This is a genomic window from Streptomyces sp. DSM 40750 (assembly GCF_024612035.1).
Lineage (GTDB): Bacteria > Actinomycetota > Actinomycetes > Streptomycetales > Streptomycetaceae > Streptomyces.
In genome coordinates, this window is record NZ_CP102513.1 from 956,425 (window position 1) to 975,544 (window position 19,120).

General features: G+C 69.3%; 17 protein-coding genes. 3 read left to right on the forward strand and 14 right to left on the reverse strand.

Annotation, left to right across the window (positions count from 1 at the left end):
• Positions 1 to 202: 202 nt before the first annotated feature.
• Both JIX55_RS04500 and JIX55_RS04505 read left to right on the forward strand, forming a co-directional pair.
• Positions 203 to 1,474 (forward strand): amidohydrolase family protein, encoded by a 1,272-nt coding sequence (locus tag JIX55_RS04500; protein ID WP_257561916.1) that lies wholly within the window; start codon positions 203 to 205, stop codon positions 1,472 to 1,474.
• Between the two features lie 492 nt (positions 1,475 to 1,966).
• Positions 1,967 to 2,557: an SDR family NAD(P)-dependent oxidoreductase gene (locus JIX55_RS04505; protein ID WP_331609573.1), complete on the forward strand. Its 591-nt coding sequence runs from the start codon at positions 1,967 to 1,969 to the stop codon at positions 2,555 to 2,557.
• A gap of 303 nt (positions 2,558 to 2,860) precedes the next feature.
• Here JIX55_RS04505 and JIX55_RS04515 read toward each other — a convergent pair whose 3' ends face one another.
• The 9 genes from JIX55_RS04515 to JIX55_RS04555 form a co-directional block, all read right to left on the reverse strand.
• A complete protein-coding gene (locus JIX55_RS04515) occupies positions 2,861 to 3,409 on the reverse strand; it encodes a MarR family winged helix-turn-helix transcriptional regulator (RefSeq protein ID WP_257561917.1) in 549 nt (182 codons plus the stop codon).
• A 49-nt stretch (positions 3,410 to 3,458) separates the two neighbouring features.
• On the reverse strand, positions 3,459 to 3,704 hold the full coding sequence (locus tag JIX55_RS04520; protein ID WP_257561918.1) for a hypothetical protein: 246 nt from the start codon (positions 3,702 to 3,704) through the stop codon (positions 3,459 to 3,461).
• Between the two features lie 199 nt (positions 3,705 to 3,903).
• A complete protein-coding gene (locus JIX55_RS04525; RefSeq protein WP_257561919.1) occupies positions 3,904 to 4,833 on the reverse strand; it encodes a VOC family protein in 930 nt (309 codons plus the stop codon).
• A gap of 280 nt (positions 4,834 to 5,113) precedes the next feature.
• Positions 5,114 to 6,358, reverse strand: a complete 1,245-nt coding sequence (locus JIX55_RS04530) for an amidohydrolase family protein (protein ID WP_257561920.1) — start codon at positions 6,356 to 6,358, stop codon at positions 5,114 to 5,116.
• Between the two features lie 866 nt (positions 6,359 to 7,224).
• Positions 7,225 to 9,414 carry a xanthine dehydrogenase family protein molybdopterin-binding subunit gene (locus JIX55_RS04535; RefSeq protein WP_257561921.1) on the reverse strand — a complete coding sequence of 730 codons (2,190 nt, stop codon included), beginning with the start codon at positions 9,412 to 9,414 and terminating at the stop codon, positions 7,225 to 7,227.
• Positions 9,411 to 10,391, reverse strand: a complete 981-nt coding sequence (locus JIX55_RS04540; protein ID WP_257561922.1) for an FAD binding domain-containing protein — start codon at positions 10,389 to 10,391, stop codon at positions 9,411 to 9,413. Before JIX55_RS04540 ends, JIX55_RS04535 begins: the two co-directional genes overlap by 4 nt.
• Positions 10,392 to 10,400: 9 nt before the next feature.
• Positions 10,401 to 11,042, reverse strand: coding sequence for a (2Fe-2S)-binding protein (locus tag JIX55_RS04545; RefSeq protein ID WP_257561923.1), 642 nt, complete (start codon positions 11,040 to 11,042; stop codon positions 10,401 to 10,403).
• Between the two features lie 284 nt (positions 11,043 to 11,326).
• Positions 11,327 to 11,857, reverse strand: a complete 531-nt coding sequence (locus tag JIX55_RS04550; RefSeq protein WP_257561924.1) for a nuclear transport factor 2 family protein — start codon at positions 11,855 to 11,857, stop codon at positions 11,327 to 11,329.
• Between the two features lie 109 nt (positions 11,858 to 11,966).
• Positions 11,967 to 13,163 carry an XdhC family protein gene (locus tag JIX55_RS04555; protein ID WP_257561925.1) on the reverse strand — a complete coding sequence of 399 codons (1,197 nt, stop codon included), beginning with the start codon at positions 13,161 to 13,163 and terminating at the stop codon, positions 11,967 to 11,969.
• A gap of 511 nt (positions 13,164 to 13,674) precedes the next feature.
• Between JIX55_RS04555 and JIX55_RS04560 the strand changes: the two genes are divergently transcribed.
• Positions 13,675 to 14,049 (forward strand): hypothetical protein, encoded by a 375-nt coding sequence (locus tag JIX55_RS04560; protein WP_257561926.1) that lies wholly within the window; start codon positions 13,675 to 13,677, stop codon positions 14,047 to 14,049.
• A gap of 232 nt (positions 14,050 to 14,281) precedes the next feature.
• Here the strand turns inward: JIX55_RS04560 and JIX55_RS04565 are convergent, their stop codons facing one another.
• From JIX55_RS04565 to groL, 5 genes are all read right to left on the reverse strand, one after another.
• Positions 14,282 to 15,154 carry a metal ABC transporter permease gene (locus JIX55_RS04565; RefSeq protein ID WP_257561927.1) on the reverse strand — a complete coding sequence of 291 codons (873 nt, stop codon included), beginning with the start codon at positions 15,152 to 15,154 and terminating at the stop codon, positions 14,282 to 14,284.
• Positions 15,151 to 15,894: a metal ABC transporter ATP-binding protein gene (locus JIX55_RS04570; RefSeq protein ID WP_257561928.1), complete on the reverse strand. Its 744-nt coding sequence runs from the start codon at positions 15,892 to 15,894 to the stop codon at positions 15,151 to 15,153. The genes JIX55_RS04565 and JIX55_RS04570 overlap by 4 nt, the downstream gene beginning before the upstream one ends.
• Positions 15,891 to 16,817: a metal ABC transporter substrate-binding protein gene (locus JIX55_RS04575; protein ID WP_257561929.1), complete on the reverse strand. Its 927-nt coding sequence runs from the start codon at positions 16,815 to 16,817 to the stop codon at positions 15,891 to 15,893. The genes JIX55_RS04570 and JIX55_RS04575 overlap by 4 nt, the downstream gene beginning before the upstream one ends.
• 114 nt (positions 16,818 to 16,931) lie before the next feature.
• Positions 16,932 to 17,258: a putative quinol monooxygenase gene (locus tag JIX55_RS04580; RefSeq protein ID WP_257561930.1), complete on the reverse strand. Its 327-nt coding sequence runs from the start codon at positions 17,256 to 17,258 to the stop codon at positions 16,932 to 16,934.
• Positions 17,259 to 17,450: 192 nt separating this feature from the next.
• Positions 17,451 to 19,118 (reverse strand): chaperonin GroEL, encoded by a 1,668-nt coding sequence (gene groL / locus JIX55_RS04585; protein ID WP_257561931.1) that lies wholly within the window; start codon positions 19,116 to 19,118, stop codon positions 17,451 to 17,453.
• Positions 19,119 to 19,120: the final 2 nt, after the last annotated feature.

The window sequence follows — 19,120 nt, forward strand, 5'->3', positions numbered from 1 at the left end:
CGGAACGGCCCCGTCATGATGCCGTCCACGGGGCACGAGCCCGCCGGAATCGAATCAACTGGACCAGCGAGCACACCGCTCGGTCCCCCACGCCGCCGAGGCTCACGACCGTTTCGCCCGTCCCGACGAGGAAGGCTGTTGCCAGCACGTTGCTTTCAAGGTAGCTTTCTAGAAAGCTTTTCTATGAGAGGAAGATGCGGCCATGGCCGAGTCCCGATTCCTGCTGCGCAACGGGTACGTCATCGACACCGATCCCGCGCCGGTCGTCCGGCCCGGCACTGATGTCCTGATCGAGGGCGACCGGATCATCGAGGTGGGGCCAGGGCTGTCGGCGGACGGCGCTACCGTGATCGACGCCACCGACCGGATCGTGCTGCCGGGGTTCGTCGACACCCACCGGCATCTGTGGCAGACGGCGGTGCGCGCCGGGGCCGCGGACCTGGACCTGGGCGCATACATGGGCCTGGTCCTGGGGCAGTACGGTCCGCGGTTCCGGCCGCAGGACATCCACGCCGCGACCCTGGTCGGCGCGCTGGACGCCTTGGACGCCGGCATCACCACCCTGATCGACTACTCGCACGCGCTGCACACCCCCGAGCACGCCGACGCGGCCATCGACGCCCTCCACACGTCGGGGCTGCGCACCGTGTTCGGCTACGGCTTCCCGTTCCACGGCGACCAGCACCCCGCCGACATACGCCGGATCCGCAGCGAGCGCCTGTCCGACGACCAGGCCCTGGTCACCATGTCGCTGGCCCCGGCCGGGCCGTCGTTCTCACCGATCGAGACCGTGACCGCCGACTGGCACCTGGCCGATGACCTGGGTCTCCCCCTGACCATCCACGTCAGCAGCGGTCCCGTCGCCGCCCGGCCGATCACCGCCCTGCGCGAGAACGGCCTGCTCCGCGGCAACACCCTGTACGTGCACGGGAACTCGCTCGACGACGACGAACTGAAGCTGATCGCCGAGTCCGGCGGCACCGCCTCGGTCACACCTGCCACAGAGGCCCAGATGCGCGTAGGCGCGCCCGTGGCCGGCCGACTGCGCAGCGCCGGCGTCACCGTCGGCCTCGGCGTCGACGCGGTCTCCTCGCTGCCCGGCGACATGTTCTCCGTGATGCGCGCGGCGCTGCTGGCCAGCCAGATCGCCGACAACCCCCCGCTGACCGTGGGGGACGTCCTGAAGATGGCCACGCTCGACGGTGCCGCCGCCCTGGGTCTGGCCGACCGCACCGGCTCACTGCGCCCCGGCAAGCAGGCCGACGTGATCCTGCTGCGCCTGAACGACCTCAACATGCTCACCACCGAACGCGACCCGATCGCCGCTGTGGTCACGGCCGCGAACCCCGACAACGTCGACACCGTCCTCGTGGCCGGACAAGTCGTGAAGGCCAACGGCAAGCTCCTCCACGGCGACCTCACCCAGGCCGTCCGTTCCCTGCGCGCCACCGCCGCCACCGTCAATGATCACTGACCCGCGGCCCGACCATCTCGCAGGCGGAACTGTCCCGTAAGCGGCGGTCCGGTCGGCACTGATCGAACGTCGCCGGATCCGGACGGCTTTTCCGCGCCTGCTTCACCGGCATTCGCAGACCAGTACGCCCTGTCGGTTGCGCAGCCGATCGAAGTGTCCACGCAACTCCCGGCCCGGAGGGGGTTGCAAGCACACGGAGTTCGCTCGCGAGTCCAGACCATCCCCTCGCGCGCGTCTCCCAGAACCCGCATCACCCTCACACCCACATGAAAAGGAACGAACATCATGGCGAAGAAACTGGACGGCCGGATCGCCGTCGTGACGGGCGGCGCCGCCGGAATCGGCCGCGCGATCGTGCAGAAGCTGTCTGAGGAAGGCTCGCCGACATAGCGGTCCTCGACGTCAACCCCGCAGAGGAAAACCAGGCGATCGTCGAGGCGAACGGCCGACGCTTCTTCAGCGCGAAGGGCGACAGTCTCCGACCAGGAGTCGGTGAACTCGTTCGCCGAACGGGTCCACGCGGAGCTGGGCGAGGTCGACATAGTCGTCAACAACGCGGCCATCCCCTTGCTGGCCGTCCTGGAGGACACGTCGCTCGAACAGTGGACGAACCTGTTCTCGATCAACGTCACCGGCGCGTTCCTGGTCACGAAGGCCTTCGTCGAGGACCTCAAAAGGTCTTCCCATGGGCGGGTGATCAGCATGTCCTCGTCGAGCTACTGGGAAGCCCCGCCGGCCTTCCTCGCCTATGTCTCCGCCAAGGGCGCCATCAACGGCTTCACCCATGCGCTGGCCACGGACCTGGCACCTTACGACACCACGGTCAACGCCCTCGCTCCGAGCGTCGTCCCCACGCCTGCCACCCTGACCCACCTCTCCGAGGAGGCCTTCGCCCACTACGTCGACATTCAGAACCTGAAGCGACAGCAGGCCCCCGAAGACGTCGCCAAACCTCGTCGCGTTCCTCGCCTCCGACGACGCCTCGTTCATCACCGGCCAGATCCACCTCGTCGACGGCGGCCTGCGGCGTCGCTGAAAACCGCCAGGAACGGGCAGGGCGTCGCACACCTGAAGTCCGCGTGAACGACTCACACCGACGCATTCGAGCGCTGGGACGGGCCCTGCGCACAACCCGAAGTTCAGACCGGGGAGCCCCGTGCGTTCACGCGCGGGGCTCCCCGCAAGATGGGCGAAAGTCGAGATCATGCCGACTGCCTCCCACGGGTGTTCCCGAGCGCGGGCCGGATCCTTCATCGAGGCCCCGGAGCCTCTCGACACCGGTGTCACTGTGCGTGACGGCGGCGACGTCAACGTCCCCGCCGTAGCGACTCATACAGCCCCTTCGACGCGCCCGCGCGCACGCGCACGCCGATGATGCGGCGATCCTCAGACTCGGCCCTGGGCTCGGGCGTCCCGCGCCGCGGAGCCACGGGGGAGCAGGCCCGGGCAGGCGGTGATGAGGTCCCGAAGTGCGGCGGTCGCGGCATCGACGATTTCTGCCGGCACACCCTCGAAGAAGGCGTCATGCTCGGCCGACATGGCGAGGACCGCGCGCTCGGCGAGCGCGATGCCATCCGGCGTCAGCCGTATCCAGGTACTTCGGGCGTCAGCCGGGTCGCCCTCCCGCTCAACGGCGCCGCGGGCCACCAGACGGTGGGTGACGTTGGTGGTACCGCCGGTGGAAAGCATCAGGGAGCGGGCCAACTGGTTCGGCTTCATTCGGTACGGCTCACCGGCTCTGCGCAACGTCACCAGCACGTCGAACTCAGCGACCGTCAGCCCGAGTTCAGTCAGATCGCGCCGCGTCACGCGGTCCAGGGCCGCGGAGAGGAACATGATCCGCTTGCTCAGCTCCGACGAGGGAAACACGACCTCGGGCAGCTCCGTACGCCACGCCTGCATCCACGCGTCCACGGGATCTGATGTCGCTGTCACTTCTACACTATAGGTCACTAGCGCGATAGCTTCACAGAAAGCTTTCACCTCAGGTGAGCGGTATCGCCGCCCCGAACTCGGCGTGTGGCACCGCAACCACAACACCGGCCCGGAAACGGCACGCCTGTTGATCATCGAGAACCCGAAGCTGCTCGAACAACTGGGTCTGCACCAGCGCCAGTCGGCCGGACTGATCGACCGAGGACGCCGCCCAGCCGGACGCGCCCTTCGCCGTCGACCTGGCCGAGACCGAGCGGGCGACCCGAGCGCTCGTCGAGGCGGGTGTCGGGGCCATCTCCACCAATGGCACCCTCGGCGAGATGGCCCCCCTCAGCCACTACTCGGAAGCGTTCAAAGGCCCATCCCCACCGAGGCCCATGGCCAGTTGTCGCGCCTGCCGCAGATCCTCGCCTCCAAGTACCTGGCCTTGACGCCCAAGTTTCACCAGGACATGACGGCAACTCATCAGAGCTCTTTTCGAGAGCGGGTGCGCTTCATTCCGGCTTCGGTTCGAGATTGTGCATGAACGCCTCCGGTACCACCGGGCACCACACTGCCGGCCGCTCGGGAGTGGCCTTCGCATCGTCCCAACCCCACTCCCGTGCCTGCCAGTTCTCGGTGATCTGGTCCATGTCGATGAAGTACTCGATCCAGCTGCCCCACGGGTCACGCATGTAGTGGAAGAGGTTGGAACCCGGGAAATGACGTCCCAGCCCCCAGCCGATCCGGTGCCCCCTGTCCGCCATGGTCTGGGCACCGACCATCAGCTCGTCGAGGTTGCCGACCTCCCAGCTGGAGTGATGCAGACCCGGATGACTGCTCCGGACGAAGCCGAACACGTGGTGGTCGCCGGGTCCCGCGTTCATGAACACGGCCGCGCCTGGGATCTTGTCGGACAGTCGCAGCCCGAGCGTGCGCTCGTAGAACTCCTGAGAACGGTTGATGTCCGAGGAGAAAAGCAGCATGTGACCCAGCCTGCGCGGGCGCGGCGGGGTGTTCGCGGTCAGCCAGAGTGCCTCGTCCACCCGCTGGTAGTCACCGGCAAGGTTTTGCTTCGGCCGTATGACGAGGCGCGGCGGGGCCAGTTCCTGCTCCCGCACGTTCACCGCGTTGCCGTCCGGATCCCTGAACCACAGACCACCCTGAAGACCCTCGGCCGGAGCGTCCTGCAGCGCGGTACCCAGCGACTCCAGGTGACGCTGCAACTCGGGCAGCGAGCCGACCGGCGCGGCGAAAGCAACGTGGTGCAGCCGTTTGTCAGGGCCCTCGACCAGCACCGTCTGGTCCTGGTCCCGGCCGTCGCAGCGCACGACCAACTGATTGCCGCGCTCGGCCGAACTGAGGCCGAAGTCCGTGTAGAAGTCCTTGCCCCGCGCCAGGTCGGGCAATTGCAGGCCGTAGTGCAGCAGGCCGCTCACGCGCATGGTGTGTCCCTTCACCAGCCAGTCATCCCCTCATCCATGGTTTCTGTGAGTCCGAGGCCCTTACTCGGCGTCGGCAACAGCCACGACAGCCCTTCCGCGCGCTCTGCGGCACGGCACGTCGGCAGACGAAAGGCATGGGACTGCTGCCGAGTTGCGGTCAGCGGGCAAGAGGTCCTGCTCAATTCCATGTGCGGCGAAGGGGGTTCCTCGATGACATGCGTGAGGCCCTTCCTCGCAGAGGCTCGCGGACAGCTGCCAGGGCCGGAGGCCGTGGTTCCGGTCAGCGACCGCTGATCGCGGCCGCGGTGGCGCGCAGGGCCCGGGCGGTACGGCGGAGATCGGCGTGGACCAGTCGGCCCCCGGCCTTCACGACCTTGCCTGCCACGAGGACCGTGTCCACGTTGTGTGGCTGCGCCTCCGTGACCACGGCCCCGATGGGGTCGCGCTCGGCGGTGAGCATGTTGAGGTCGTCCAGGCGGAGCAGGATGACGTCGGCCTGCTTGCCGGGGCGCAGTGAGCCGGTGCGGTCGGCCAGCCCCATCGCGGCGGCGCCGTCCAGGGTGGCCATCCGCAGGACGTCCTTGGCGGTCAGCTGGGGGTCTTCGGCGATCTGGCCGGCGAGGTGTGCTGCCCGCATCGTGGAGAACATGTCGCCGGGGGCGAAGGCGACGGTGTCGATGCCGGTGCCGGTGGTGATACCGGCGCGCCGTAGGCGGCCGGCCTCGTCGCCGGGCGTGGCCGAGGCGGTGGCGCCCGAGTCGGCGATCAGCTTCAGCTCGTCGTCGCCGATGCCGTTGGCGTGGACGTAGAGGGTCTTCTCGCGGAGCAGGCCGGCCTCGCGCAGGGCGAAAATCGGCTGTTCGTTGTTGGGGCTGCTGGCGAGGTGGATCGTCAGCGGCAGGTCCAGCTCGTCGGCTATGCGCCAGTCCCTGGCCACTGTCTCCATCGGGGTGGACAGGGGGCCGAGCGGGGCGTATGCCATGGTGACGAGCGCGTTGTCGTCGGCCAGACGCTCGCGGATCCGGCGGACGTCGGCGAGCTTCCCGCCCGCGGTGACGTTGACCGGGGTGCCGTAGGCGAAGACCGCGCGCAGCCCCGCCTCCTTCAGTGCGTCGACGGCGGCGTTCGCCAGTTCGGGCGAGTACGCGATGTGCGCGAAGTCCAGTTGGGTGGTGATGCCGGCGTCGAGGCACTCCAGCGCGCCGGCCAGGGTCGCGATGCGCACGTCCTGCGGCCGGAACTTCGGGCCGACTTGCCCCAGAAGGCGGAAGTAGGCGCCGAGATCGATGTCGATGGCCGCGCTGCGCAGCGCCGAGTGCCACACGTGCCGGTGGGTGTCCACGAAGCCCGGGAGCACGATGCGGTCGGTGGCATCGATGACCATGGCGCCCTTGGAGCGGAGGTTGCGCCCGACGGCGGTGATCTTGCCCCCCTCGATCAGGACGTCGGTGTGGGCATGGGCGACCGGCTGGGGCTCGGTGTCGATGACGTGGCCGTTGCGGATCAGGATGCGGCCCTTCGACATGCCACGGCCCATTTCTGAAGCCGAATGTGCTGGGCCGGTTGGTCGACTTCCGCCGGAGGCCGCGATTGCCGCTGATCCACTGAAAGTGACAGCGGCCGCGGCGGCGGCCGCCCCGGTCAGCACGTTTCGACGGGGCAGATTCATGGTGCGTCTCCGTTGTCTCGGAAGGACTGGCGATGGTGGAAGTGACCTGTGACGCGAAGGGGCGAAAGCGACGTATCGAATCCCGCCAACGTGGGGCCGCGGTCATGGCGCCCGAGGACGCCCGACGTCGCTCACGCCCCCTTGGATGCCGAGAGCCTTCCGGGATCACCCGAAGACTGACGGCGCGGCCGTTCGACTCGCGGTCAAGGGCCGGCGTCAAGGGGACCGCCTGACGCCGCCCCTCGGCGCCGGCCGCGAACGCCACCGGCGTTCACGCCGTATGCGGCCACCCCCTTACGGATAACTCAACCGGACAACCGTCCGGTCGTGGGGTGGAACCTAGTGGACAGCAGTCCGCTTAGCGAGGGCTTCGGTCGCGCGTCCCGCGCTGACGCGCACCGGCCCGCGGCCCGCATGAGCCGACGTGTCAGGCCCAACGGGCCGTCATAGGCGCCCAGTTCGTGGTGGTCGCGTTCGACGGCCTCACACTGGCCCGGCTCGCCGATTTGGACGCCCCGCCATGACCGTGGTCGATCAACCGCTGCGAAGTCTGGTTCACGGTCGTCGACGTCGGAGGCGGGCTGCTTGGGCGGGCCGCCGCCGTGTCCCGGGGGAGGATGACTCGGCGGCGGCCCTGATGCCCGGCGGGTGGGGGGTCGTAAGCCGCCGGACGCTGGTGGGAACTCCTGGGTGACCGGCGGCTGGACCGGCCACCCGGGCGTTCAGAGCAGGGCTTCGGGGGTGATGGGCAGTTCGCGGATCCGGCGGCCGGTGGCGTTGAAGACCGCGTTGGCGATGGCGGGCGCCACTCCGACGATGACGATCTCACCGAGTCCCTTGACGCCGATCGGGTCGGCCTCGTAGTCCTCCCCCTCGATGAAGAACGCCTTCAGGTCCTTGGGAATGTCGGCGTGGGTCGGCACGAGGTAGTCGGCGAGGTTGGCGTTGACGATCCGGCCGTCGCGGTGGTCGGTGACCGTGTGCTCCAGCAGGGCCTGGCCGATGCCGCCGATCATGGCCCCGATGGCCTGGCTGTCGGCGAGTCTCGGGCTGATGATCCGGGCGGCGTCGTACACACCGACCATGCGCCGGACCCTTACCAGGCCGAGGCGGGCGTCGACGGCTACTTCCGCGAAGGTCGCGGCGTAGGCGTAGAAGGAGAACTTCCCCGATTCGGGCGCCCCGGCGTACGAGCCGAGCGTTTCGAGGTGGGTGCGGTTGTTGCGGGCCAAGAGCCGCTGGTAGGTCTCCCCGCGCGCGGGGTTGTCCTTGACGTGCAGCCGGCCGCCGCGTACCACGACGTCGGCGGGGTCGACGCCGTGCAGCGGTGATCCTTCGTCCTTCACCGCCAGGGTGATGGCCTGCTTGCGCAGTTTGTCGCAGCCGTCCTGGACGGCGGAGCCGACACTGGCCATGGTCTGCGAGGCGGCGTGGACGGGGGCCGGGGGCATGAGGGAGTCGCCGAGCCGGAAGGTCACCTGGCGCATGGTCAGGCCGAGGGCGTCGGCGGCGACCTGGGTCATGGACGTGGCCGTGCCGGGGCCCATGTCGCTGGTGGCGGACTGCAGCAGGGCGGTGCCGTCGGCGTCGAGCCGGACCGAGGCCTGGGCCGCGCTGCGCTCGGTGTCGTAGACACCGGCAGCCATCCCCATACCGATGAGCCAGTCACCGTCGCGCGTCGAGCGCGGCTTGGGGTTGCGCCGGTGCCAGCCGAACTCGCGGGCGCCCACGCGGTAGCAGTCGCGCAGGCGGCGGGTGGAGAACGGCAGCCCGGTGGACTCGTCGGCGGCGGGCTCGTTGCGCAGCCGCAGCTCGATCGGGTCCAGGCCCAGTTCGTGGGCGAGTTCGTCCATCGCCGACTCGACGGGGAAGGCGCCGCTGGCGTAGCCGGGGCCGCGCATGAACGTCGGCGTGTTCACGTCCAGCGGTACGTGCCCGTACTCCTGGCGGACGTTGGGCGTGCTGTAGAGCATCCGGCCGGGTTCGAGAACGCCTTCGCTGTGCGTTTCGTAGCTGGAGGTCTCGGCGCGGACGTCGTGCACCGACGCGCTCAGGCGGCCCCGCCGGTCGCTGCCCAGCCGCAGTCCGTACTCGTATGCGGGCCGGAATCCCACGCCGAAGTACGTCTGCCGGCGGGTGAGCAGGAGTTTCACGGGGCGCTTCACCTCGCGGGCCGCCAGGGCCGCGATGACGGTGTGCACCCAGGTCCGGCCGGCGCTGCCGAAGCCGCCGCCGACGACCGGCGCGATGACGCGGATCTTGTCCTGCGGCATGCCGAACTCACTGGCCATGGTCATCATGGCGCCGGCCACCCAGTTGGTCTTCTCCCAGATGGTGAGCTTGTCACCGTCCCAGCGGGCGACGGTGCCGGCCGGTTCCATCGGGTTGTGGTGGTTGCGGGCCATCCGGTACGCCAGGTCCAGCTTGACGGCGGCGGCCCCCAAGGCCCCGTCCGCGTCTCCGCGGGCATACGTCTCGGGATCACCCGCAGAGTCGGCGGTGCCCATGTCGGTCGAGACCGGCTCGGCGTCGTAGGAGACCTCCACCAGGCTCGCGGCGTGCTGTGCCACCTCCAGCGTGGTCGCCACCACGACCGCGACGGGATGCCCGAAGAACCGGACGCGGTCGTCCTGGAAGGGGCGCAGCGCCCCGGGCGGCGGCCACCACCCCGTGCGGGGCGGGAGCTTGGGCGCGTTGAGGTGGCTGATCACCTTCAGGACGCCGGTCTGGGCGAGGGCGGCGCGGGCGTCGACGCCGGTGACACGGCCACGGCCGACACTGCTGTCGACGATGACCGCGTGGACGACCCCGTCGGGGCTGTTGTCTCCGGCGAACTTCGTTCGCCCGGTGACCCTCAGCCGTGCGTCGACCCGGGGCACCGACGCGCCGACGGCTGCCTGTGGCTGGCTCACTTGGTGCCTCCTACGGCGCGCAGTTGCCGTTCGACGGTGCGTTTGAGCAACTCGACCTTGAAGCGGTTGTGCTGAAGGGGGCTGGCCCCGTCCGCCGCCCGCTCGGCCGCCTCGGCCCACAGGGCCTTCGAGGGCCGCTCACCGATGAGCCGCTGTTCGACAGCGGTCAGCTTCCAGGGCACGGTGCCCACGCCTCCGGCGGCCACCTTCGCCTCGCGGATCACGCCACCGCGGATGTGCAGTGCGACGGCCGCCGAGGTGAGGGCGAATTCGTACGACTGCCGGTCTCGCACCTTCAGATAGCCGGATTTGAGCGGGCGCGCGTGGGCCGGGATTTCCACGGCGGTGATCAACTCACCCTTCCGCAGGGCCTGTTCGTTGTTCGGGGTGCTGCCGGGCCGCAGCAGGAAGTCGGCGAACGGGACGGTGCGCCCGCCGTCCGGGCCCAGCAGGCGCACGCTCGCCTCCAGCGCCGCGAAGGCCACGGCGGCATCGGAGGGGTGCGTGGCCACGCAGGACTCGGACGTGCCGAGGATCGCGTGGGTGCGGTTGAATCCGTCGCGGGCCGCACAGCCGGAGCCCGGATCGCGCTTGTTGCAGGCGGCGGTCACGTCACGGAAGTACGTGCACCGGGTGCGCTGCATGATGTTGCCGCCGATCGTGGCCATGTTCCGCAGTTGGGGCGACGCGCTCAGCTCCAGTGCCTCGGAAATGACGGGATACAGGGTGCGTACCTTGGGGTGGGCGGCGGCCTCGGCCATCCGTACCAGCGCGCCGATCCGCAGGCCGCCGCGTTCGGTGGCCGTCACCTCGTGCAAGGGCAGGGTGCTGATGTCGACCAGCGTGCCGGGGCGTTCGACGGTCTCGCGCATCAGGTCCACAAGGGTGGTGCCGCCCGCGATGTAGCGGCCGCCGCGTCGGCCGGCGTCGAGTGCCCCACGGGTGTCGGAGACCTTGGTGTAGGTGAAGGGATGCATGACCGGGCCTCATTTCCCGCGGGCGGTCTGCTCGACCGCGCGCACGATCTTGACGTAGCAGCCGCAGCGGCAGAGGTTGCCGCTCATCCACTCCCGGATCTCCTCGGCGGAGCCGGTGTGGCCCTCCTGGATGCACGCGGCACCGGACACGATCTGGCCGGGGGTGCAGAAGCCGCACTGGTAGGCGTCCTGGTCGATGAACGCCTGCTGCAGTGGGTGGAGCCGCTCACCCTTCTCCAGGCCCTCGATCGTGGTGACCTCGGCGCCCTCCAGCCGCACCGCCAGCGTCAGACAGGAATTGACCCGGCGTCCGTCGACCAGGACGGTACAGGCGCCGCAGGCACCGGCGTTGCAGCCCTTCTTGGAACCAGTCAGGTCCAGGTGCTCGCGCAGCAGGTCCAGCAGCGAGGTGCGGTTGTCGACCGTGACGGTGCGCCGGACGCCGTTGACCGTCAGGGAAACGCGACTGCCGGGCGGTGCCTCGACGGCCGCCGCTTCCTCGATACCGAGGGCGGGCGGCCCCGCGACCAGGCCGCCGGCCAGGGCAGCCCCTCCGACGACAGTGGTCGTCGCGATGAAGGTACGTCGGGTCGGCGCCGAGGAGGGCTCGGCGGATGGGAATACAACTGAGTCGGGAAGTTCGGTGGACATGTCCACTCTCCCTCGTTGGGGTACTGGTGGTTGTCAGGGGCTTACCGGTGGCCGTGCCCCCGCGAGGGTGCCCCGTGTGCCCGTTGCTCAGGCGGTCTGCTGTTCCGTTGGCGGGCGCCGGGCAAAGGGCGGTTGTCGCCGGAGGCCCGGACGGGAACCGGCGGCCAGGAGTGCCGCTGAGCGCGGCGGACCGATCCTCGGCACTACGACTCCCCCGGACGCAGCACGCCGAGTTGGACAGGACCCGCGCGGCGCGGCGCCATCGTGTGCGGGCCCCTGCGTGTTCAGAACATGGTGTTGCCGTTGGCCGAGGTCTCGGGCACCGCCTGGAGGACGTCCCAGTGCTCGACGATCTTGCCGTTCTTGAACCGGACGATGTCGGCAACCGCGGTGCCACGATCCGTCGCCGAGGTGGTCAACCGGCTGTGGATCACCACAAGGTCGCCGTCGGCGAGGACCCGCTTGAAGTCCACCTTCACGTCCGGTACCGCCTTGATGAAGTTCGTCGCCCAGGTGACGAACGCCTTCTTGCCGTTGGTGATCTGGGGGTTGTGCTGAATGTAGGGGTCCCGCAAGTAAAGGTCGGCGGCCTTCTTCGGCTGCTTCTTGTTGAGGGCCAGGTCCACGAAGGCGAGCGCGACCCGCTTGTTGCGCGCTTCCTTGGCGGCCTGGGAGGCCGGCGAGGCCACCGCGGCGGACGACTTCGCGGGGGTCCCGGTACCGGCGAAGGCTGTGGCGCCCACGGTCAGTGCGGCTGTGGTGAGGACACCGACGCCGAGAACGGTGACACGGCGGCTGAGAGTGCGGGACTTCATGAAAGTCTCCAGATTGATCTGCGCATGTATGGATAGGTCTTGGTGGTCTCCGCACCCGAAGGTCCGGAGAGGCTCGGTTGCCCTGCATGCGACGCACCGGGCATGACCTTCAGGCGACTCCCAGCACGGTCCGCAGTACGGCCGGCTGACCTGCGTCGCGGTGGATGGGCATCTGGGCGTCGGTCAGGGGGACGCCCGTGCCGCCGTCTCGGATGGCGATGATCTCCGCCGCGATGGACAGGGCGGTCCCTTCGGGCGTGCGGGCGCCGAGGTCGAGGCCGATCGGTGACCTGAGCCGGGCCAACTCCTGCTCGTCCAGGCCGGCTTCGCGCAACCTGCGCTCGCGGTCGGTGTGGGTGCGGCGCGAGCCCATGGCGCCGACGTAGGCGACCGGCATCCGCAGGGCCTCCTGCAGCAGAGGCACGTCGAACTTGGCGTCGTGGGTGAGGACGCACAGGACGGTGCGTGCGTCGGTCGGTGTGCGCTGGAGGTAGCGGTGAGGCCAGTCGACGACGATGTCGTCGGCGTCCGGGAAGCGGGCCCGGGTGGCGAAGACGGGGCGGGCGTCGCACACGGTGACGTGGTAGCCGAGGAACTTGCCGACCCGGACCAGTGCCGCCGCGAAGTCGATCGCCCCGAACACGATCATGCGGGGAGGAGGCGTGTTCACCGCGACGAGCAGCGTGAGGCCGCCGGGGCAGTGGGATCCTCTTCCGGACTCCGTCCGGGGGGACCCCCATCTCGCTGCGCTCGCGGAGATCTCGACCGTGCCGGTGCGGCCGGCTTCCAGCAGGGCGTGCGCCCGGGCGGCCGCGGTCCGGTCCAGCGTGGCGTGGTCGTCTCCGTGCGATCCCTCATACGTGCCGTCGGGACGAACGAGCAGGCTCTTGCCCAGGAGCTCGGCCGGGCCGCGGACCACCTGTGTGAGGGCTGCCGGTTCGTCGCGGACAGCACCGGTCAGGGCGGACCGGAACACCGCCCTGACCGGCGTGTCGGCGGTGACCGGCGTGACCAGGATGTCGATGATCCCGCCGCAGGTGAGGCCGACGGCGAAGGCATCCTCGTCGCTGTAGCCGAACCGTTCGACTATCGACCTGCCGTCTTCGATCGCTTGCCTGCAAAGGTCATAAACGGCTCCTTCCACACAACCGCCGGAGACCGATCCGATGACGGTGCCTTCGCGGTCGACCGCCATGGCCGCCCCGAGTCCGCGTGGCGCGCTGCCGCTGACGCCGACAACGGTGGCCACGGCGAACTCCCGGCCGCCATCGAGCCACGGTCTCAACTCTTGGGCGATGTCAAGCACTTGATGCCTCCGCGGACAGAACGCGATCAGGTCGGATGGGCAGGTGGTGGTGGCGTACGCCGGTCACGTACCGGCGCGTTGGTGGGCACGACGGCTGGCAGTCGGCCATGGGGCTTGCCGTATCCGGCGCTTTGGTGCCGCTAAGCGGACTGTAGTCCGCTACTCCGGAGAACGTAGCGGACGGCAGTCCGGTTAGCAAGGGGCTGAGTCGTGAACCCACCTCCACCGACAAACCCGCCACCCCATCAGCGCCGGCCGCTCCACTCAACTCGCCTGCCTGTCGCTCCAGTTCACCTCGAACTCGACCCTTGCAGGACCGGACAGCCGTCCATTACGGTAACCCGCAGTACCGGACAGGCGTCCGCTTCCGTGGGCCACTCACACGCGTCGAGTGGGACTTCCAACCACCCACCGGGCGGGGAATCGCCGTCCACACACACTCGAACCAGGCCGCACAACCACGCACGCCCAACGACGGACGCGGTCGGCCGACCCCCACAAAAGGATCACAGTGCTACAGAAGATCAAGAGAGCCGCCACGCTCGCAGCCGTCCCCGCCGCGCTCGCCCTCGCAGTCGCCACCCCCGCCGGCGCCGACGAACACAGCGAGCCCGTCGCCATCGGGACCGCGTACGAGGTGTGGGACATGACGGGTGGCAGCGCCACTTTGTACTCCGACGCGACCACCTGCACGGACATCCCGGTACTCGAGAAGGTAGGCGGGGCGCGGAACAACGCGAATTCCGGCTACGTCATGAGGTTCTACGTCGACGCCGACTGTCGGATTGAGATGGGCCCCGGGCTGAACCCCGGCCAGTCCGCGACCAAAGGCGACCACAATATGAACTTCTTCCCTGTCACCCACTACATGATCACGCCTGTGTAGCACCGACGGAACCGCCTCCTCGCACAGGTCGAGTGAGGCACCGCCACCTTGACCGGACGGTCACCTTGACCGGTCTGTGCCGGGCCGGGTGGACCGCGCGGATGTGCGGACCGGGTTGATCGAGCCGTTCGTAGGGTTGGGTCGGCCAGGCGTACTGGGCGTGGTCCTCAGCCGGTGAGCGGATAGGGGCGGCAATCGACAGCGGCCAGGGAGACCATGGTCGCCGGGGCGTTCACGTGTGTGCCTGCTGATGTCGGCGTCGGCGTCCGATGATCCGGTTGCCGATGAGTCCGTGGCGCGGGGCGAAGAGGTACACGAGGGCGAACGCGGTGCCCTGGACCAGGACGATCATGCCGCCGGAGGCGGTGTCGAGGTAGTAACTCAGGTACAGGCCGGTGACGGCCGCGGCAGTGGAGAAGACCGGTGCGATCAGCAGCATGCGCTGGAATCGGTCGGTCAGCAGGTAGGCGGTCGCGCCTGGGATGACCAGCATGGCCACGACCAGGATGACACCGGCGACCTGGAGAGCCACGACGCAGGTGAAGGCGAGCAGTCCGAGCAGGGCCGCGCCGAGCAGACGAGGGGACAGGCCGATGGCCTGCGCATGGGTCGGGTCGAAGGCGTAGAGGGTGAAGTCGCGGCGTTTGAGGATCAGCACGGCGAGGGTGACCGCGCCGAGGGCGGCGATCTGGATCAGGTCGGCGCTGTCGACGCCGAGCAGGCTGCCGAAGATGATGTGGTTGAGGTCCGTCTGGCTGGGGGTGACCGAGATCAGCACGAGACCGAGCGCGAACAGGGTGGTGAACACGATGCCGATCGCCGCGTCCTCCTTGACCCGGCTGGTGTCCCGGACCACACCGATGAGCGCGACGGCCAGCACGCCGAAGACGAGTGCGCCCAACGCGAACGGCACACCGAGGATGTAGGCCAGCACCACGCCGGGCAGCACGGCGTGGGAGACGGCGTCGCCCATGAGCGACCAGCCGATGAGTACCAGCCAGCAGGACAGCACCGCGCAGACCACGGCCGCGACGAGCGTGGCCGCGAGGGCCCGGACCATGAAGCTGTACGTGAGGGGTTCCAGGAGGAACTCGTAGAAGGTCACACCGTCTCCTCTCGCCGAAGCACGTCCAGACCGAACGCCCGCGCGAGGTTGTCGGGCCGGAGGACCTCGTCCGGTGAGCCGTGCACGAGGACCGTGCGCATGAGCAGGACCGCCTCGTCGGCGAGGCGGGGAAGAGCGTGCAGGTCGTGGGTGGACACCAGGACGGCGGACCCGTCGCGGGCCAGTTCGCGCAGCAGACGGGTGATGGTGGCCTCCGAGCCCTTGTCCACACCGGCGAAGGGCTCGTCCAGCAGCAGGATGCCGGCCCCCTGGGCGATTCCGCGGGCGACGAACGCGCGTTTGCGCTGGCCGCCGGAGAGCCGCCCGATCTGGCGGTCGGCGAGGTCGGTGAGCTGTACTCGCTCCAGGGCGTGGTCCACAGCCTCGTGGTCGGCGCGACGCGGGCGCCGGGTGAAGCCCATGTGTCCGTAGCGGCCGGTCAACACGACGTCCCGTACCGACAACGGGAACGCCCAGTCCACGTCCTCGCTCTGGGGTACGTAGCCGATCGCTCCGGACTTGCGTGCCCGTGCGGGCGGGCCGCCGTTGACGCGCACTGTGCCGCTGTCCGGCTTCAGGGAACCCATGATGGTCTTGAACAGTGTCGACTTGCCCGAGCCGTTCATCCCCACGAGCCCGCACACCCGTCCGGCGGCCAGCGACAGAGTGACACGGTCGAGTGCGACGACGTCGCCGTAACGGACCGTGGCCTGGTCGACGTGGATCGCCGGCGTGCTCATCGGGCGGTCCCGGTCAGCGCGGTGACGATGGTGTCCGCGTCGTGGCGGATCAGGTCGAGGTAGGTGGGCACGGGACCGTCCGGTCCGGAAAGCGAGTCGACGTAGAGCACACCGCCGAATCGCGCGCCGCTGGCCGAGGCGACCTGGCGCATCGGGGCGTCGGACACGGTGGACTCGCAGAACACCGCGGGGACCTTGTGCTGTTCGACGAAGTCGATCGTGCGGGTGATCTGCTGCGGAGTGGCCTGTTGCTCGGCGTTGACGGCCCAGATGTACCGTTCGGTCAGGCCCGCGTCGCGTGCCAGGTAGGAGAAGGCGCCCTCACAGGTGACCAGTGCACGTTCGTTGTCCGGCAGGCGGCTCAGCGCACCCACCAGTTCGTCATGAAGCCGTTGCAGCTGTCGCTTGTAGCGCGTGCCGTTGGCCTTGAACGCGGCCGTGTTGTCCGGGTCCAGGTCGCTGAACGCCTTCACCATGTTGTCCACGTAGATCCGCACGTTCAGCGGTGACATCCACGCGTGCGGATTGGCCCGCCCCCGGTAGGCGTCCTCGGCGATGTCGATCGGCGTGACTCCTTCGCTGACCACCGCGTGCGGCACGTCGATTTCGGCCACGAACTGCCCGAACCACGCTTCCAGGTGCAGGCCGTTGTCGATGATCAGATCCGCTCCGGCCGCCTTCTTGATGTCGTCCGGTGTGGGCTCGTACCCGTGGATCTCCGCACCGGCCTTGGTGATGGACTCCACCCGGAGGTGGTCTCCCGCGACGTGGGAGGCGATGTCGGCCAGGACCGTGAACGTCGTCAGGACGACCGGCCGCTCGGCACGGCCCGTACTCGCGTTCCCGATCCCGCACGCGGCCAGCAGGAACACCATCGTCGTCGCACAGGCGATCCAGGCGCTGCGGGCGAATCTCTTCGGCATGTGTGGCTCCCCTGGACAGAGGTGGCAAGAGACTGGTTCATCAGGCACCGGACGCTCCCTGCGGGGGCCGGCCGAACCGACCGGTCAGCGCGGGAACGCCGCGGCCCGGCGGGGTCACTTCCGTGGCGTGATCTCCGCCATCCGCGACCATCCCCGCCCCTCCGTCTCGACGTTGATGATGTCGGGCGTCACAGCCACCACGTCCGGCATCCAGGCCATCGCCGCCTTGAAGTGGTCGGAGTCGACGTGTTCGACGCCCGCCTCCTGGGAGGCGAACGCCTCCAGGAGGACGAAGCGGCCCGGGGCGGCGGTGTCGACGGACCACTCGAAGAAGAGGTTGCCGGGCTCGGCCCGGGTGGCGGCGGTGAAGTCGGCCACGCGGTCGAGCCACTGGTCGCGGTATTCCGGGCGGACGGTGAATCGTACGGCGATGAAGATCATTCAATGCTCCTTGAGACGGCTCCTTGGAACACGAAAAAGGGACGCTCAGCCCGCGAACACGCTCGCCGGCAGTCCCACGTTGAGCGCCACCACCACGCTGGAGAGGATGATCCGGCTGAGGACCGGGTTTGGTGGCGGAACGGGCGTTGCGCCCGCCCGCCACCAAACGCCCAACACCCAACACGCCTCTGGCTACGGGATGTTGGACGGCCGCGGCAGTCCCTCGGCTAGGTCGCCGATCTCCGGGGAGTGGATGGAGCCGGGATTGCCGATGATCTCCTCGACGATCAGCGTCTCGGTGGTGAGCAGCAGGGCGGCGATGGACGCGGCGCTGAGCAGCGCGCTGCGGGTGACCTTGACCGGGTCGATGATCCCGCGCTGGTGCAGGTCGGCGTAGTCGCCGCGCAGGGCGTCCAGGCCGCTGCCGACGGGCAGCGTGGCCACCTTGGCCTCCGCCTCGTCGGGGTCGAGACCGGCGTTGATGGCGATCCAGCGCAGCGGTTCGGCGAGCGCCTTGGCGACGATGGCGCGGCCCACCGCGGCGTCCTCGTCGCCCCGGCCGGGTTCGGGCCCGTCGAGGGCGGCGATGTCGGCCCGGGCGTGCAGCAGCGCCGCGCCGCCGCCCGCCACCACGCCCTCCTCGGCCGCCGCCCGGGTGGCGGCGAGCGAGTCCTCCAGGCGCATCTGCTTCTCCTTGAGCTCGACGCCGCTCGCGGCGCCGACGCGGATGACGGCGACGCCGCCGGAGAGTTTCGCGATGCGTTCGCCGAGCTTGTCCCGGTCGTGCTCGTTGGTGGCGCGCTCCAGCTCGGTCTTGAGGTTCTCGATGCGTTCGGCCACCCGCTCGTCGCCGCCGGCCCCGCCGAGGACGGCGGTGGAGCGTTCGGTGGCGATGACCTTCTCGGCGCGTCCCAGGTCGTCGAGGGTGGCGCTCTCCAGGGTGCGGCCCGCGGTGCCGGTGATGACCCGGCCACCGGTGAGCGCGGCCATGTCCTCCAGTTCGGCGATGCGCCGGAAGCCGAAGCCGGGGGCGCGTACCGCGAGTGAACGGAAGGTGCCGTGCGCCGCGTTGGTGACGAGCATGCCGAGCGCGGGCCCGTCGACGTTCTCGGCGATGACGACCAGCGGGGAGCCGGTGCGCATCACCAGCTCAAGGACGGGCATCAGCTCCTGCACCTTGGTGATCTTGGTGTCGCAGTAGAGGAGGTACGGGTTCTCCAGGACGGCTTCCATGCGTCCTTGGTCGGTGACCATGTACGGGGAGATCCAGCCGCTGTCGAACTCAAGGCCCTCGGCGTACTCGACGCTGATTCCGAAGGCGGACGACTCCTCCACCGTCACGACGCCGGTGCGGCCGACGCGGGCCACGGCCTGGGCGATGGCCTCGCCGATGGCGGGGTCGTTGTTGGCGGACAGGGCGGCCACCCGGACGAGTTCGCCGTCGGTGCGGACCGGTCGCGACTGGGTGGTCAGGGAGTCGACGGCGGCCGCCACGGCGGCCTCGATGCCGTTCTTCAACAGCACCGGATTGGCACCGTCGTTGACCGCCCTCAGCCCCTCGCGGACGATCGCCTGGGCGAGCACGGTGGCGGTGGTGGTGCCGTCGCCGACGTCCCCGTTGGTGCGGGTGGCCACCTCCTTCACGAGCTGGGCGCCCATGTTGGCGAAGGGGTTCTTGAGCTGGATCTCGCGGGCGATGGTGACGCCGTCGTTGGTGATGGTGGGCGGCCCGGTCAGCTTCTCCAGGACCGCGTTACGGCCCTTCGGACCGAGGGTGACACGCACGGCGTCGGCCAGCGCGTTCACCCCGCTCTCCAGCAGTGCGCGCGCTTCGGCATTGAAGCGCAGTTCCTTCGCCATGG

Coding starts and splice junctions, on each gene's coding strand:
- JIX55_RS04525 (WP_257561919.1), bottom strand. CDS start 4,833: ATGCGCGTGAGCGGCCTGCTGCACTACGGCCTGCAATTGCCCGACCTG.
- JIX55_RS04520 (WP_257561918.1), bottom strand. CDS start 3,704: ATGGCCCCGACACCCGCCTCGACGAGCGCTCGGGTCGCCCGCTCGGTC.
- JIX55_RS04575 (WP_257561929.1), bottom strand. CDS start 16,817: ATGCCGAAGAGATTCGCCCGCAGCGCCTGGATCGCCTGTGCGACGACG.
- JIX55_RS04580 (WP_257561930.1), bottom strand. CDS start 17,258: ATGATCTTCATCGCCGTACGATTCACCGTCCGCCCGGAATACCGCGAC.
- JIX55_RS04540 (WP_257561922.1), bottom strand. CDS start 10,391: ATGCATCCCTTCACCTACACCAAGGTCTCCGACACCCGTGGGGCACTC.
- JIX55_RS04530 (WP_257561920.1), bottom strand. CDS start 6,358: ATGTCGAAGGGCCGCATCCTGATCCGCAACGGCCACGTCATCGACACC.
- JIX55_RS04550 (WP_257561924.1), bottom strand. CDS start 11,857: ATGAAGTCCCGCACTCTCAGCCGCCGTGTCACCGTTCTCGGCGTCGGT.
- JIX55_RS04545 (WP_257561923.1), bottom strand. CDS start 11,042: ATGTCCACCGAACTTCCCGACTCAGTTGTATTCCCATCCGCCGAGCCC.
- JIX55_RS04570 (WP_257561928.1), bottom strand. CDS start 15,894: ATGAGCACGCCGGCGATCCACGTCGACCAGGCCACGGTCCGTTACGGC.
- groL (WP_257561931.1), bottom strand. CDS start 19,118: ATGGCGAAGGAACTGCGCTTCAATGCCGAAGCGCGCGCACTGCTGGAG.
- JIX55_RS04500 (WP_257561916.1), top strand. CDS start 203: ATGGCCGAGTCCCGATTCCTGCTGCGCAACGGGTACGTCATCGACACC.